Source organism: Nostoc sp., assembly GCF_036917535.1.
Classification (GTDB): Bacteria; Cyanobacteriota; Cyanobacteriia; order Cyanobacteriales; family Nostocaceae; genus Nostoc.
On the sequence record NZ_JBALDA010000014.1, the window covers coordinates 152,042 to 169,553 of the forward strand.

The 17,512-nt window shown below is 43.5% G+C and carries 8 protein-coding genes and 1 pseudogene; 2 read left to right on the forward strand and 7 right to left on the reverse strand.

From position 1 onward, the window contains the following. Nucleotides 1-48: 48 nt before the first annotated feature. Both V7K56_RS36930 and V7K56_RS04375 read left to right on the forward strand, forming a co-directional pair. Nucleotides 49-438: pseudogene (locus tag V7K56_RS36930) on the forward strand (PAS domain-containing protein); the annotation flags it as partial. 99 nt (nucleotides 439-537) lie between these two features. Continuing rightward, a complete protein-coding gene (locus V7K56_RS04375) occupies nucleotides 538-2,547 on the forward strand; it encodes a hybrid sensor histidine kinase/response regulator (protein ID WP_334907948.1) in 2,010 nt (669 codons plus the stop codon). A gap of 19 nt (nucleotides 2,548-2,566) precedes the next feature. Here V7K56_RS04375 and V7K56_RS04380 read toward each other — a convergent pair whose 3' ends face one another. The 7 genes from V7K56_RS04380 to V7K56_RS04410 all read right to left on the reverse strand — a co-directional run bounded on the left by V7K56_RS04380 (nucleotide 2,567) and on the right by V7K56_RS04410 (nucleotide 17,445). After that, nucleotides 2,567-4,636 (reverse strand): prolyl oligopeptidase family serine peptidase, encoded by a 2,070-nt coding sequence (locus V7K56_RS04380; RefSeq protein WP_334907950.1) that lies wholly within the window; start codon nucleotides 4,634-4,636, stop codon nucleotides 2,567-2,569. A gap of 361 nt (nucleotides 4,637-4,997) precedes the next feature. Further along, nucleotides 4,998-5,846, reverse strand: coding sequence for an NAD-dependent epimerase/dehydratase family protein (locus V7K56_RS04385; protein ID WP_334907952.1), 849 nt, complete (start codon nucleotides 5,844-5,846; stop codon nucleotides 4,998-5,000). 379 nt (nucleotides 5,847-6,225) lie between these two features. Continuing rightward, nucleotides 6,226-12,000 (reverse strand): hybrid sensor histidine kinase/response regulator, encoded by a 5,775-nt coding sequence (locus V7K56_RS04390; RefSeq protein ID WP_334907954.1) that lies wholly within the window; start codon nucleotides 11,998-12,000, stop codon nucleotides 6,226-6,228. Between the two features lie 91 nt (nucleotides 12,001-12,091). Beyond that, entirely contained in the window at nucleotides 12,092-15,031 is a 2,940-nt protein-coding gene (locus tag V7K56_RS04395) for a methyl-accepting chemotaxis protein (protein ID WP_334907956.1), read from the reverse strand. A gap of 14 nt (nucleotides 15,032-15,045) precedes the next feature. Further along, nucleotides 15,046-15,576, reverse strand: coding sequence for a chemotaxis protein CheW (locus V7K56_RS04400; protein WP_334907958.1), 531 nt, complete (start codon nucleotides 15,574-15,576; stop codon nucleotides 15,046-15,048). A gap of 13 nt (nucleotides 15,577-15,589) precedes the next feature. Then, nucleotides 15,590-15,955, reverse strand: coding sequence for a response regulator transcription factor (locus tag V7K56_RS04405; RefSeq protein WP_334907961.1), 366 nt, complete (start codon nucleotides 15,953-15,955; stop codon nucleotides 15,590-15,592). 311 nt (nucleotides 15,956-16,266) lie between these two features. Beyond that, nucleotides 16,267-17,445, reverse strand: coding sequence for a response regulator (locus tag V7K56_RS04410; protein WP_334907963.1), 1,179 nt, complete (start codon nucleotides 17,443-17,445; stop codon nucleotides 16,267-16,269). Nucleotides 17,446-17,512: the final 67 nt, after the last annotated feature.

The window sequence follows — 17,512 nt, forward strand, 5'->3', positions numbered from 1 at the left end:
GGGCTGGCAGTTAACACATCCGGGTCGCGAGCTTGGACACCGGACGAGGTGTCTTTGGCGGAAGAAGTAGCCGATCGCACTTGGGCGGCAGTCGAACGCGCCCGCGCCGAAGCAGCCTTGCGCGAATCGGAGGAGAAATACCGCACACTATTCGATTCGATTGACGAAGGTTTTTGTCTGGTCGAAGTTTTATTCGACGATGCCGGAAAGGCAGTTGACTACCGCTTTCTTGAAACTAATCCGGCTTTCTTGAACATCACCGCGCTCGAAAACGCAATTGGCAAAACCATCCGCGAGTTGGTGCCAGACATTGAGCCGCACTGGGCGGAAACTCTCGGAAAAGTCGTCAAAACAATACAGCCCGAAAGGTGGGTCAACAGTTCCGAAGCGATGGGGTTCTGGTTCGATTTGTACGCTTTCCCGGTGGACGAGCCGGAAGAGCATAAAGTCGCGATTATTTTCAGCAACATCACCCAGCGCAAACAAGCCGAACGACAAGTGGAGTTTTTGACCGAATTAAGCCGAAGACTCGGCACGGTGACGGATGCAGTGGAAATCAACCGCATCGTCACGCGCGAAGTCGGAACGTTTTTGAACGGGCATCGCTGCTATTATCTTGATGTCACGCCGGACGGCAGCCAGGTAACGGTTCTACCCGATTGGCGGCTCGACGGATCAGATCTTGCCGGAACTTATGACCTTTCCCTTTTCGGCGCGAAGGAATGGTGGGAAACGGCGGCACGTTTACCGTTCGGGATTGACGACGTGAACGTGCATCCGTGGACAAAGGATTTCGCCGACAATTACACGCTCATCAATCTGCAATCCTACGTGATCGCACCGTTTGTCCATGAAGGGCGTTGGGTAGCTTCGATCGGAGTCAGTTCCAACAAGCCGCGCCATTGGAAGGCGGATGAGATGTTGTTGCTGGAAAACGTTGCAGCGCGTGTCGCTCCGCTGATCGAACGCGCCCGCACTGAAGCAGCACTGCGCGACAGTGAAAACCGCTTCCGCATGGCGATCGAGGCTGCTCAATTAGGCACCTGGGACTGGAATCTGATCACCAATGAATTGATTTGGGATGAGGGTTGCAAAGCCATGTTTGGCTTACCACCAAAAGCCGAGAGCAGCATTGAGGTCTTTTTCGCCGGACTGCACCCCGACGATCGCGAACGAATAGAACAGGTGCTGCAATGGACTTTGAACCCAAAAAGTAGCGGCAAGTATAACGTAGAATATCGCACGCTCGGGATTCAGGATGGGGTTGAACGCTGGATTGCAGCCAGAGGACAAGCTTACTTTGATGCTGCCAACAATCCCCAACGCTTTGTCGGCACTGTACTCAATATCACTGAGCAAAAACGCATTGAGGCAGAACGAGAACAACTCCTTGCCAGTGAGCAAGCCGCAAGAGAAGCAGCCGATCGCGCCAACCGAATCAAAGATGAGTTTTTGGCGGTACTGTCTCATGAATTGCGATCGCCTCTCAACCCGATCTTAGGCTGGGTGCACTTACTACAAAACGGCAAACTGAGCGAAGCCCGTAGAGCTGAAGCCTTGAAAATTATCGAGCGCAATGCCAATTTACAGACGCAACTAATCGAAGACTTGCTCGACATCTCGCGTATCATGCAGGGCAAACTCAGCTTAACAGCGGCTCCGGTCAGTTTGACTTTTGTGATTTCTGCCGCCGTTGAAACGGTACGTTTGGCAGCAGAAGCAAAAAATATTGCGATCGCTCTCGATCTTGATTCTAAGATCGCTTCAATTTCTGGCGATGCAGCTCGCTTGCAACAAGTGATATGGAATTTGCTTACCAATGCCGTTAAGTTCACACCCCACAGCGGACAAGTAAGCGTTGAACTGCGGCAACTCGATGGGCTAGCTCAGATTCGGGTAATCGATACTGGCAAGGGCATCAATCCCCAGTTTTTGCCCCATGTATTTGAGTATTTTCGCCAAGAAGACGGCTCAACCACACGCAAATTTGGCGGGTTGGGATTGGGGCTAGCGATCGTGCGGCAAATTGTCGAAATGCACGGGGGCACGGTGACAGCAGAAAGTCAGGGTGAGAATCAAGGCGCAACTTTCATCATCCAATTGCCCCTCATGCAGCAGGCAACATCGATTGCATCCGAGCCAATCCACACCCAGGCAGAAGCAGAAGTGTCTTTAGACGGCGTTCAAATTTTGCTGGTGGATGATCAGCCAGATACCCGCGAGTTTCAGGCATTTGTGCTGTCACAAAGCGGGGCAAATGTGACAGCCGTCGCTTCTGGCTTAGAAGCTTTACAAGCTCTAGAGCAGTTCACTCCTGACGTGCTAGTAAGTGACATAGGTATGCCTGAGATGGACGGCTATATGCTGATGCAGCAAATTCGATCTCGCCCACCGAATCAAGGAGGAAACATTCGGGCGATCGCACTGACTGCTTTTGCCGCAGAAATTGACCGACAAAGAGCGCTTCAGGTAGGATTTCAAACTCACATTACAAAACCTGTAGAGCCAGAGAAGTTAGTCAGGGCGATAGTTAGTTTAGTCTCGTAGGGTACACCCAACAAAGTTGCTAAAATTTCACATCTAAAGCACGTACCAAAAAAGCCCATTTGTCTGCGGCTTCTTCGATAATTTTAGCCGTGGGTTTACCTGCACCATGTCCTGCTTTAGTCTCAATTCTAATTAGCGTTGGCGCATCACCTGCGTGAGCCTCTTGTAAAGCAGCAGCAAATTTGAAACTATGAGCAGGGACAACGCGATCGTCATGATCGGCTGTGGTAATTAAGGTTGCTGGGTAAGCTGTATCTGGTGTGATGTTGTGTAATGGTGAATAGGCATACAGCGCGGGAAACTCTTCTGGATTATCTGCTGAACCATATTCGGAAGTCCAAGCCCAACCGATGGTAAATTTGTGGAACCGCAACATATCCATGACACCGACTGCTGGTAAAGCTGCACCAAATAAATCAGGACGTTGCGTTATACAAGCACCCACTAATAAACCGCCGTTACTACCACCTGCGATCGCTAGCTTCTCAGTTTTAGTATACTTGTTAGCAATCAACCATTCAGCAGCCCCAATAAAGTCATCAAAGACATTCTGCTTTTTATGCTTCATTCCTGCTTGATGCCATTCTTCACCGTATTCTCCACCACCGCGGATATTAGGCATAGCATAGACACCACCCATCTCCATCCACACCAACAGACTCACTGAAAAGCCGGGTGTCATTGAAGCATTAAAACCACCATAAGCATAAAGATAAGTAGGGTTATTTCCATCTAATTTAATACCCTTTTTGTGCGTTATAAACATTGGTATTTTAATACCATCTTTACTGTGATAAAAGACTTGTTTTGTCTCGTAATCATCAGGATTAAAATCTACCTGCGGCTGGCGGAAAACCTCACTTTTTCCTGTCATCATGTCGTAGCGATAAATAGTGCCTGGTATGGTAAAGCTGGTAAAACTATAAAAAGTTTCAGTATCATAACGCTTACCACCAAAGCCTCCGGCTGAACCGAGTCCGGGTAGTTCTATCTCTCGAATAAAGGCACCTTTGAGGTCAAAAATTTTGATTTGACTGTGAGCATCTTTGAGGTAATCAGCAACGAACTGATTATTAAGTATACCGACACTTTCCAATGTTTCTGCAGATTGGGGAATAATTTCTTGCCAATTTTCTGAGGCGGGTTTTTTAGTGTCAATCGCAATAACCCTTCCCCTTGGTGCATTTAAATCTGTGCGAAAATAAAACACGCTATCATCATTGTCTATAAAGCTATAATCTGCCTCAAATTGGTTAATTAGCTCTACAAATTCCGCATTATGGTTAGTTAAATCTTTGAAAAAAACCAAATTTTTAGAGTCAGTACCTAGCCAAATTGAAATTATTAAATAGCGTCCATCTTCAGTAACACCACCACTAAAACCCCATTCCTTTTGGTCAGGACGATGGTAAATTAGTAAGTCTTCTGATTGAGGTTTACCTAGTTGATGATAGTAGAGCTTTTGATAGTAGTTGACATCTTCTAATTGAGTTTTTTCATTTGGTTCATCGTAGCGACTGTAGAAAAAACCTTGATGATCGTGTGTCCAAGATGCGCCAGAAAATTTAATCCACTTCAGATGGTCTTGGCGGTCTTCACCAGTTTCAACATCGCGGACTTTCCATTCTTGCCAATCAGAACCAGAGGAGGATAGACCATAAGCTAAAAGTTTACCATCTTCGCTAATCGACAATCCTGAAAGAGCAACAGTACCATCTTCTGAAAGTTTATTAGGATCGAGTAAAACTTTGGGTTGATCCTCAAGGGTTTTCAAGGTGTAAAGGACACTTTGATTTTGCAATCCGTCATTTTTGAAATAAAAGTAGCGATCGCCTTCTTTGAAAGGGATACCATATTTTTCATAATCCCAAAGTTTGGTAAGGCGCTGTTTAATTTTTTCCCTAGCAGGAATTTCACTCAGGTAGCCAAAAGTAACTTGATTTTGTGCCTCAATCCAAGTTCTTGTTTCTTCAGAGTCAGGATCTTCTAACCAACGGTAAGGGTCTGCAACTGAAGTACCGTGGTAATTATCAGCTTGATTGCTCTTATGGCTGATTGGGTAAGTGAGAGATTTTTCAGAAAAAGGCATAGTCTTAGGTCAAAGTGCTTCTTTACATACTACAAAGATAGACCCAAGACTTGGAGTATTCACTCTAATTGTTTTCAAAGGGAAAGCCCCGGCTTCTGGCGGGGCGAATACGTGCTATTTCTATTTATAGAACAATTGTACTATAAAAACTAGTATCAGTTTTAATCGAGGTAGAAGCGTGTAGATGTAGCGACCTGCAATGTTAATCGCTCAGACCTGCAATCATGACATTTTCAAACCAGGATTAAATGCAACTATAATTGTGCTTCAGCCAGGATTAACTGCAACTGAGCCAGGATTATTTGCAACTATAAAGTAAAAAAAACGAAGCATTATTGCTGATTCTATAGGAAACTAAAATTTATTTGTTTTGCGGTCGCCATCTGTGACGCGGAATCCATTGGAGGACTTCTTTAGCAAGTTGGGTATTAATAAGAGCTTTGTAAGGCTCACGTTCATATTCATGTCCACCATGCCAATCTACTTCAGGAAGTAGGGACTGAGCCATTTCTGGACTAGTTCGATGTGCCGAAGAAATATCATCCGCGCATAGCAGCAAAGTGACATGACCAGGATTAGGGCAGTGTAAAGCGCACCGTGCTGCTTCTGCTGCGTCTTGAACATCGAGAAAAGCGCCGTATTCCCAAAATGGATTCCATTCAAAATCGGGATTGGCTTGCCGATTGGAAATAATAAAATTGTAAGTTTCTTCATCAAAAACACCTGGTGGTCGCAAACAAATAGTTGGGATACCTGTGCTATCGGTAAAATATCTGCACATTTCTTCACCAAGGCGCTTAGAAACTGCATAAGGGGTGGTTGGATAACAAGGATGATTGTCATCTAAAGGAAGATAATCTGGTTTTCTCTCACCTTTAAAGATTCCTAATACATCAACACTGCTGAAAAAAACAACACGTTTGAGTTTTGCCTCTGCTGCCGCTGAAAGAATATGCCAAGTTCCGAGAAGATTGACTGCCATTATTTCATCCGGCATGTCCTCAGAGTTTCCAAGTAGCGCAGCAAGATGAACAACTGCATCACAGCCTTGAAGTGCCGAACGAATTTCATTTGGATTTAGAATATTATGACCACTTGCAATGTCAAAGCCAATCACTTCATATCCGTCGGCACACAAAACTTTTTCAACAACTGAACCAATCATTCCTTCGTTGCCCGTAACTAATATCTTCATAGTCCTCACCTGCATATGATTTCGCTCAAGACCTGCTCAAAGTGGCAGCCCCGCAGCCAACATTTGCTCCTGCAACTTACGCACACGCACCGAGTCAAGTTAGCCACAAAACAACAATTTACAGCAGTTTTCATGTATTTGAACCACATCTGTTGTAGGAGCGCAGGGCCTTGCGCCCCTACCGCGTGGTCTATTTACCTGAAAATAGCTGTAATTTCAGCCGATTTGGCATTGAACTGTTCAGCCAAGCCCGTCACGTCATAGCCATGCCGAGTGAGAGTCGGTTCCAAATCATCAATTTGCTTCGACAGCAACGACTAGTCAACGTACCCTGGCGCGGTTGGATAAAGCCATTTGGTGTATCCATCCCAAATTCTTCAATCTTTTGGTTGATTTAGTTAACTAATTTCTCTCCTTTGAGCATCCGCGCCGCAGCTTCAAGTAGAGCTTCTTCGAGATAGGGCTTGGTAAAGTAGCCACTAGCACCGAGTTGAGCGGCAATTTGTCTGTGCTTGTCTGCACCTCGCGAGGTGAGCATAGCGATCGGTAAGTGGTTAAGATTAGAGTCTTTCTGGATGCGAGAGAGTAATTCCAGACCATCGCAACGAGGCATTTCGATGTCGCAAAATACGATATCGCAAGGCAAACCGGAGCGGAGTTTATCCCAAGCTTCCTGACCGTCACGTGCCTGTTCTACGCGATAACCTGCTTTGTTAAATGTCAGCGATAGCAATTCTCGGACTGTAATCGAGTCATCGACAATCAGCACTGTCGGGTCAATCTTCGTGGGAGAAGTATCTGGGGGAGTGAGTTTCTGTTGCCAAGAATTGCCACCAGTTTGTGTAGAAATCCGTCCCTGGAAGATGTCAATTATTTCCAGTACATCAGCAATGGGCATAATTCGACCATCACCTAAGACTGTAGCACCAGCAACACCAATTGGTTTAGGTGCTGGTCCTTCAAATTGCTTAATTACAATTTCTTGTTCGCTTAACACCAAGTCAATCTGTAGAGCAATCAGGGTATTTGCCGATCGCACCACAACCACAGAAACCATATCATCATCTCTGGTGCCACCATAGACATTACCGCGACTGATTTGGCGATTAAAGGTTAAAAGTTCCTTCAAGGGTCGGAATGGTAGCACCGTATCGCGCCAGGAAATAAATGATTGCCCATTGGCATCATGCTGAATATTTTTGACTGGTATATCTAGCGTATCTTCTACACCATCCATCGGGAAAGCAATTCTGGCGCGATCGGAGACGCAGCAGAGAGCTTTACAAATACTCAGAGTCAGTGGTAAACGAATGGTGAAGGTAGTTCCCTTACCGATCGCAGAATCAGTGTTAACTGTTCCCCGAATTTCGCTAATTTCGGAGCGCACTACGTCCATACCCACACCGCGACCGGAAATTTCATCGGCTTGGTCTTTAATCGTAAAACCAGACTGAAACAGCAGATCGTAGACTTCCAGCCGAGACATAGCTTTTGCCTGCGTTTCTGTAATCATGCCAATCTTTACCGCCTTAGCCTTAACCCTTGCGGAATCGATGCCTGCGCCATCATCGCCTACGGAAATGATCGTTTGGTTGCCTTGGTGGAAGGCACGGATAGTAATGATTCCTACAGGTGGTTTACCTACAGCTTGTCTCTCTTCTGGCGTTTCAATACCGTGAGCGATCGCATTATTCAGCATGTGAGTCAGCGGATCGGTAAGATGATCCAAAATCATCTTGTCAATTAAGGTATCGCCACCTTCGATCACCAGCTCTACTTGTTTGCCACACTTAATGGCGTTGTCGCGCACTCCTCGCCGCCAGCGATCAATAGTTTGAGCAAAAGGCACCATTCGCGCTCTAGTTAATCCCTCTTGTAACTGGGTGGTTACTTGGCGGAACTGCCTGGCGACTCGTTCGGTTTCTTCGGTAACAAAATCAATGTCACTAGCCGACTCACGCACTCGTACAATCCGCTCAATCATCTGTTGTGAGAGTGTATGGAAGGGAGTAAAACGATCCATTTCTAGCTCGCTAAAACCCCGATCGGCATTGGAATCAGAGGCTTGTAAGCCGGGTTCCTTCTTTTTGCGTCCCGCTAACAGAGACGCTTCTAGTAGCGATCGCTCATACAACTCCTGCATCCTTGCACCTACATCTGAGAGTTGTTGTACCTGAATCAGCAAGTTATCTAATGACTGTCGTAGTCGTTCATGATCCTGCTCTAAGGTATTGCGGTTTACCACCAACTCCCCAACTAAATTACTCATATCGTCCAGTTGCTTAACTGGAACCTTCATCGTTTCTTCAAATCTCGTAGCCCGACGAGTAGAGGGGCCAGTAGTTTTGTTGGTGTTCGATTTTACTACAGTTGAATGGGATATTGTTTGATTTGCTTCTGCCAGCAACTTCTCTAAGTCACCAAATTCATCTTTTATGGCTGGTGATGGAATAGCATTTTTAGTTAAGACTGGTTGAGTATTGAAGGGCTGGCGTTGGCGTAGTCCGTCGTAGACATCGCTGTTGTTATCTGTACTTAGCAATTCTTCCAAGGCAGCAAAATCTACTCCTGGTATCTTCTTCGCTTGGGGGATGGGTGCTACGTCCTCTCCTAATAATGCTGCCAAGTCTGCAAATTCATCTTCTTGAGCAACTATTTCAGTGGTTTCCGTAAATAATAAATTATTTTCAACAACTGTGTTTTCTCTTAGATCAAAGGTAGTTTCTAAATTCTTATTTTCCTCAGTCTCTAAAACTTCTGGGCTTGTCTGGACTGAATCTGAAGTTTCTCCAAAACTAATAGTTTCTGATAGCTCATCCACAATATACTCTGCGGTTTCCATCTGAATATAGGTGGAATCATTTGTCGTGACATCTTCAAACAGCAGTTGTGGATTTTCATCAAAAGAGTCAAACAAATCATCTAGTTGTGCTTCGGATAATGCTGAATCTGAATTTTCCTCAAAACTGACGGTTTCTGATAGTTCATCCACAGTATTCTCTGTGGTGTCCATCTGAATATAGGTCAATTCATTTGTTGCTACATCCTCAGAGTCGAACAAATCACCTAGCTGTGCTTGGGATGATGCTGAATCTGAAGTTTCCCCAAAACTGACGGTTTCTGATAGTTCATCCACAGTATTCTCTGTGGTGTCCATCTGAATATAGGTCAATTCATTTGTTGCTACATCTTCAGAGTCGAACAAATCACTTAATTGTGCTTGGGATGATTTTGAATCTGAAGTTTCCCCAAAACTGATAGTTTCTGATAGTTCATCCACAGTATTCTCTGTGGTGTCCATCTGAATATAAGTGGAATCATTTGTCGCGACATCTTCAAACAGCAGTTGTGGATTTTTATCGAAAGAACCGAACAAATCACTTGGCTGTTTTTCGGCTAATGTTGAATCTGAACTTTCACTCAAACTGACGGTTTCTGATAGTTCATCCACAGTATTCTCTGTGGTGACCATCTGAATATAAGTGGAATCATTTGTCGCGACATCTTCAAACAGCAGTTGTGGATTTTCATCAAAAGAGCCGAACAAATCACTTGGCTGTTTTTCGGCTAATGTTGAATCTGAACTTTCACTCAAACTGACAGTTTCTGATATTTCATCCACAGTAGTCTCTGTGGTTTTCATTTGAATATAAGTGGAATCATTTGTCGCGACATCTTCAAACAGAAGTTGCGGATTCTCATCAAAAGCGCCTAATAAATTAACTTCCAGATCAACAGCAAATATATCTGGGGTCTGATTAGTGAATTCTGGAACAAAATCTAAAGATTCTGGTTGTTGTAGTCTGAGAATTTCTTCCCCCGGATGCGGCGTTAACAAAGGCATTTCCGGCGTGGAGGTATCGTTGATTATAGGAGAATTAGTTAAGCTACTTGATGTTAATTCATCAAATAAATTATCTCCAGAATCTGATGATAATATCAAATCTAGCTGTTCTTGATGCTGGAAATTGATATCAAAATCTTCTTCCATATCAAAACTGGCTATAGGAGAAGATATGGACTGCTGATTATCAGCAAAAATATCATCAGCCGCCGCAGTAAACAAACTTTCATCTAACGCCCTTTCTAGATTCTGCTCAATTAAGGAATCGAATTCGTCCTTTTTTTCTGTGGTTTCCTGGTTCCAGAAGTTGCTGAGATCATTTTCTGATTGAGAAAACTCAGGTTTTGTTATTGGAAGTGTATCAAATAAATCACTGATTTCTGGTTCACTTGTCGATAGTTGTGGCTGTTCTTCCATTTCAGCAAACAAGTTGTCCAAAGACATATCTGTTGGCTGAGGTAATTTTATGTAGTCACTAGGGGTAATTTCTTCTACCCAATTTACATTTTTAATTTCTAAGAATAAATTATCAAAATTGTTTTGTTGGTTGGTAGATAGTTCCAAACTGTTGAACGGCTCAGTTTCTGGTTGAGTGACTTTGCTTGTTGGCAATAGTTCATCATCATCTAACCCCAGTGTCAATAAATCTTCGAGTTCACTATTTTGGACAATTTCGCTAGTAGTCTGGTTTGTATCACTAGGAATATCAATAAATTCTTGTAAAATTTCGGAAGAAGATGAGTCTAAATTTATCTCAAATTCATTAATATCGCTCAACTCTAGAGGCGTAGCAGATGTTTGTTGATTTTGCGGTTCTGAATTATCTTTTTCTAGGAAATGGTCGCCAAATAACAGAGATAAATCTTCTGTTGTGGCTGTGGTTGTTGGGTGCAACGCGTTGCTTATATCTTCATTAAAGGAGAGTAAATCAGATAAATCATTATGAGCCTCTTCAGCCTCAGTGCTGCTCAAATCAATTCCAAAGTCATCGATAGCAACAATATCTAAGGTTTCTTCTTGATGCCAACTTTCATCTAGTTCGGGAGTTTCGCCGTCAAATAAATCAGCAAGGGTATTTAACTCAGCTATTCCTACCTCTGGCCCATTGGGGTCAAGATTGTTACTGATTGGATGTGGTTCGTCATCTGTGGTGAAAGTAAGACTAGTGTTTCTACTTTCATTTAGTGGTGTTCCTTGTAACTGAAGGGAGGGGCGTTCGCTACTATCTTTGTCTAGATTCAGTTCTTCAGTTGTCTGGGCTAACGCCTTGGTATTACCAGATAGAATTGGCTCTGATTCTGTGAAAGCCGCAGACTGCTCATCAAATAAATCAGGGGTAATTTCTAATAACTCAATTTCTGCAAAGTTCAAAAGTGCTTCTAGTTGCTGACTAATTGCAATTTCGGCTTCTTTACCTTGCAGGACTAATTCTTGAGCTTGTTTGATTTCAGTAATGACAATTTTAGCTAAAGTCAGATAAGTATTTTCAGGATTGCCGATCGCACTGGCTGCTGCTTGACACAAACCACACCACTTGGACAAATTCCAGGTTTCACCAAGTTTAACTAACTGGTAACAGCATTGCTGGAGGTTTTGCCGAGTTGAGGGTGTTGTATTTTGCTTAAATAATTGCAACATTTCCCGCAGTGTTTGCAGCACTTGGGACTGAAACTCGCTCCAGTTATTATTTTCTTTAGCAGTGACTGGCGATAGCGCAGCGTTAGCGAGTCCGCGAGCGTCTAGCGCCTCTTGGGTTACCACCGAGTCTGGAGATTCCTGATGGGTGTCTTCTGCCAGATCGGGAACATCTCGCCGCAGGAAAAGTTCTGTCAGTGTGGAGACATTCTCTACAGAGGTTGTAAGTTCTGTGACATCAGGACTGCTGGCTACTCTACTCTTTGCTTGTTCTACAAGTAGTTCCAGATGCTGATACAGCCATTGAAAAACTGGCTCAGTTTCTGACATCAAAGTATTAGCTGCATCTTCAGAAAGACCATAAGGCCCACTCAAATGCTCTAACAGCGATTTTAGGGTATCAGATACACCAAGAAATAAAGACTCTAACTTTTGGTCAATCTGAACCGGATTATCTTTAAGAACTTTGAAACAATCTTCCAGACGGTGGGAGGTATGCTGGATGCTAGTCAATCCAAGCATCGCCGCTCCCCCTTTGATGGAGTGAGCCGCCCGGAAGACCTCACTGATCATTTCCGGGTCGTTCAGGGTACCCTCTAAATTCAGTAAGCCCTGCTCAATGGTATTCAGGTGATCTCTGGCTTCTTCAATAAAGTAACCCAAAATCCGCTGTTGTTGTTCCGGCAGCATAGTTTTTTAGTCAAGAGTCATTAGTCATTGGTCATTAGTCATTAGTCATTGGTCATTGGTCATTAGTAAATAACAAAGGACAAATGACAATTTATCTGGTTTCCATAGTTTCCACTCGGAAACGTTCAACGGAGGCGATCAAGTCACGGGATACACCTACTAAGTGTTGTAGGGCACCTGAAACTCGCTGTGCTTCCTGGGAAGTTTCTTGGGCGGTCAGTTCTACTGATTGCATTACATGAGCAACGGCGCGGGAAGTTTCCGTTTGTTCCACAGTGTCGCTGGTAATGGAGCGCACAAGAATATCGATGCGATTCGCCACTTGAATAATGTTTTCGAGCGATCGCTTGGCATCTTCTGCCAATTTCGTACCTTTAATTACTTGTTGTGTGCCTTCTTCCATCGCGGTCATTACTGAGCCTGTTTCGCTTTGGATTTGCATCACAATTTGCTCAATTTCTTTCAGGGATTTAGCAGATTTATCTGCTAGCTGGCGCACTTCATCTGCAACGATCGCAAACCCACGTCCAGCTTCTCCGGCTCTTGCCGCTTCAATACTAGCATTGAGTGCTAACAAGTTTGTTCTCGAAGCAATTTGAGAAATCAACGCCACAATTTTAGAAATTTCTTGAGAAGATTCCGCCAATCGCTTCACTTTGCGAGTGGTTTCAGCAACGGTTTCTCGAATTTCTAAAATCCCTGCTACGGTATTTTCTACTGCTTCGCCACCTTTCAAGGCGATCATACTAGCATCACGCGCAACGGTTTCGGCTTCCCGCGCCGCCTCTGCTACCCGCTGAATCGAGTCGGTCATCACTTGTACAGAATTCAGCGTTACTGCTAACTCTTCTGCTTGCCGCAAAGCATCACTAGATAAAGCTCTCGCAAAGGTTTCGGAGTTGGTTGCACCTTTTGTTACATCCTTCGCCGCCACTTTTACCTGTTGGACAATATCCCGCAGGTTTTGAATTGTCAGGTTAAAGGCGTCGGCTACGGCTCCCAGTACGTCAGCTGTCACTTCCGCTTGGACTGTTAAATCGCCTCTAGCAGCTCCTTCCACATCATCCAAGAGCCGAATCACCTGACGTTGAAGGTTTTCTTTGGCTTCCTCTTGTTCATCGGCTTTGCGTTGGGCTTCACTTGTGGTTGTGAAAATTACCCGCGCCATTTCATTAAAGCCAGTGGATAAACGCCCCAATTCATCTTCGGAAAACACTGTGGCTTGAGCATTCAGATTTCCTTGACGTACAGCTTCAAACTGAGCTTGGAGGTCATCAGTTGTGCGCCGAATTTGTTTAAGCGCCAGATTTCCCATGAAGCCTGCGGTAGCAAAACCTGCAATCCCTGCTGCTAGTGACATTGCCCAACCTGTGTTTCTTACTGATTCTCGCTGTTGGGGTGGCGAAAACGTGGTAGCGACAAAGCTAACTATGGCTACAACCAGCGCTGAGACAATGCCCACACTTCCAGCAATTAGCCATTGTTTCCGTTCGATGGAAGCATTTTCTAATGGTGCTAACCATCCTTGTTCGATACTGACGTTGGGTTCTAGTTTCGAGACATCTGTTTGGGTAAAGACTGGAACAGCTTCATGGGAACCAGTCATTGAGAACAGTTCCTCTTCGCGATCGCTAGGAGGTGCATTACTTAAAAAAGCCTCCGCGCTTTGAATGCGTCCAGTGTCACTAGTTTCTGCTGGAGCAGAATGCATTGCGGCATTACCGAAGTTTGAATCCCCTTCGATCAGGTCAAACCCTGGAATATTTCCTAAATCGTCAAATTCCTCAAAGTCGTCTAAAAACTCGATATTGCTCTTAGAGTTTTCTCCATTTAGTATATTGCTTGAATCTTCATAAGAGTTTAAACCATCTGAGCCAAAGGCAGACTCAAATGCTTCCATATCAAAATTATCATCATCAAAGTTATTCTGAGTAATGAATTCACCTGATTTAGCCTGCTTTTCTTTCCGAGGTAAATTGCTATTAAAAGATGAATAATCTTCAGACACATTCGATTTAGAATCTGATTCTACTTCCAAATCTGTTGATTTTAAGAAATTATGTGATTCGGTTTCGGACAAGTTATCTTGACTGCCGTATTCTGATTTCTTGGTTGTTGACGAATCATTTCTCAGTTCTTCTGCAACAATCAGTAAAGTTTCGTCTCCAAAACGAGATTTTTTATATTCTAAATTTCCCATATTCTGCTCTAGAGACTTTGGCTCACTCAATAAATCGGGGAAATTATTCTCGTTATTACCAGTTTGTGAATTAGAAGATGAAGAGTTACTATTGTCAATAGTTGAATTTACGTGAGGATAATTTATCTCATTATCTGAGAATTGACTATTTGCTGATTCTTCCCGAATTTCTTCTGAGATACCTTCCTGCCAAAAAGCAGGCAACTCTAATAATTCTGTGTTCTTCTCCCAGTTTTTATTTGACTCTTCTTCTGATTCTTCATTTATGGCAAAAGGGTCATCACCAAAAGGTGTAGAAGAATCTGATATTTTTTTTATTCCAATACTATCTTCTGTGGGTATATCAAATGGATTTTTTGAAGATATCTCTTCAAGACCATTTACACTTTCTTGATGCTCTCCAAAAAAGTTCAAATCAAGGTTATCGCTGTCAAACTCCTGATTAGCGCTCAAATTTTCTAATTCTGGTTCGTTATATGCCAGTACATCAGGTATCTCTGAGGAATCTATTTCCTCTTGATTTTCTAATGGATCGATCTGCCCACCGAATGACTGTAAATATTGATTAATATTGTCAATTCCATTCTTGGCAAAACCAATAATTTCTTGATCGTTAGTCAAGCCTAATACCTGTTGATATTCTTCTTTTGCTACATCGTACTGCTGTAAAACATAGTAGATGTGACCCCGCAACAAATGGGTATTAGGGTCATCTGGTAAATTTTGCACCACTTGGTCAACTAAAGTGGCCGCAACCTCATAATTTCTTTGAATATAGGCGGTCATCGCCTGTTGATATGTTGGCTCGTAATTATCAATACTTGCTGCCATTTCCTCCTCCAATTTCATCCTGCCCACCTAGCACTCCGTACAATTGCCATTTGATCGAGCAGTCGTAGACACTGATTGCTTTTAGCACCTAATGGCCACTCTCCACGTAAAAAGGGAGCCATCGTATCTGGAACACTAGTTGGTGGCATCAGATTCTGGACATCTAACCAGTCCATGCCACCGATTTCCTCTACTGCTAAACCGACTATTGTGTCTTGCTCTTCAATAGCAATCACCGAAATTTCAGCCCTATCCGTGTTTAACGCACCTGCTTCCCCCAGAAATTGACCCAAATCAGCCACCCAAATAACTCGACCTCGTAAATTTAGAGTACCCAAAAGTAAAGGAGAAGCATTAGGAATTGGGGTGATTCTATCAGGACTTAGTTCTATTACCTCTCGGATGCCAGTTGCTTGTAGCGCAAACTCCTGATGCGAGGGAATGTAAAACCTCAAATGTAACTCACCTTCAGGACTTTCTACTTGTAATTCTGGTCGAAAGTGGTCTTGACCGCTGCCACTTAAAAAGTCCGGTTTGCTGACCATGTTGTTTTTATCCTTATCCTCGCAGCAGTTGTTTGACTGTTCCTACCAACTCGGTTGGTTGAAACGGTTTGGCTATGTAAGCGTCTGCACCCTGCTTCATGCCCCAATAGCGATCAAATTCTTCACCTTTAGAAGAACACATAACCACTGGGACATTTTGGGTTTTTGGATCGGATTTTAACCGCCGACAAACTTCGTAGCCGTTCATTCGGGGCATGACAATATCTAATACCACTAAATCTGGAGGTGCTGTTTGAATTGCCTCTAATGCCTCTAATCCATCACTAGCATGGGTAACTGTTAGGCCAGTTGCTTTCAGGAGGTCTGTAATCATCTCCCTTTGCGCTATACTGTCTTCCACAATCAGAACTGTGCTCATAAGTGTCTATTTACCTCCTGATTTAGACGTTCCTAATTGGAACATTCCCTGATTCCTCCGCAAGGATTAACTGTATAAATTAATTTTATGTCTTCACTATTTTCCCGGAGATTGACGTTTCACTCAGTTAACTGACTCTGTGATAACATCTTTTTACTCATCTTTTAGTAGATCAACAAATCTTTGATCTCTTTATATGCCCCATAAACTCCAGAGATGAGGGAAAAATAATTAATGCCCCATCCCCAATGACGCCAGTCGCCTCAAGTCGGGAAACCCGCCCACAGCGCTGGCTCCCCAATGCCCAATTTTCATTGATTGTTGATATATTTCTCTACGAGCATCAGTAACTCAGTGTCTGTAAACGGTTTTGTTAAATAATCTGTTGCCCCCACCATCTTAGCTTTGACTCGATCCATAAACCCATCTTTCCCAGTAAGCATGATAATCGGCGTGAGCCGAAATGCTGTTGAATGTCGCAGCATGGCGCAAACCTCGTATCCTTCCAATTCCGACATCGCAATGTCGCATAAAATTAAATCCGGTTTGAGTTGAAAAACCAGACTCATTGCCTCTAAGGGATTAGTAAGAGCGATCGCTTCATAACCTTGTGGTTGTAAGATGGAATTTATAGTCTCACCGATGGCGATCGCATCGTCAATACATACTATCCGCTTCATCAGTTTTTTCTTCAATTCCCAGCTGTCCGTGTGTATGTCTGGGTTGTTAGTATCTGAATATACTAGCTGTATCCAACTTTGTTGCACATAAGGGTATATTGCCTTAGCGACGGTCAAAATGTCTCGGTTGAGATGGCGAGCTAGTTGTCGCAAGGATGTTTTACCATCAGCCCAATGTTGTAGCTTATTCACGGTTGCTTCTGGTAAAGAAGATTGTAGCTGAACTTTGTCAGATAGCACTGGCAATTGTTCTGGAGACTGAATGTGTGGATAGAGTTGCTTCCACTGTTGCAGCTGCTTGGTAATTTTTGTCACAAATGGAGCAATCTCAAAAGTGTTTAATTGCGGAACAAGTGCCGCACCCTGATGGAAAATGAAGTTACCTTGGCGCAAACTCAGCAGGTCAAAGAGAGTTTCATGCACCAAACCGTAAATGATACTACCAGCTATCTTTGGGTTGATGATATTCCGCTCCAAGAGTGCCCAAAGATAGGCATACTCTGGCGCGTCAGTTGGTGGTAGGGAGGCAATTTGTTTGTCTGTGAGTCGCATTTCAACTTGATAATGACGTAAATAATCGCTAATTCTGGATAAACTACTCTCTCCTTCTTGGCAATAGATAATTTGACCATTAAGGAAAAAAACGAACCAAGACTGTTGTTTAGGGCGATAAATGTTTGCTCCATCTTTGCCCAGTTTATTGTTATGGTGAGAGCTATAAGCTTCCACCCATAGTTGCCCAGTTCGCTGTCCCAATTCAATCAATTGCAGAATACTGCAAATATCAATTTCATTTAAATTTCCCTGCATTTAGCTAAAAAGTACTCCTTATGTATTGCTGAATTTTAAATTTTGAATTATGACTTCTTCTTTAAGT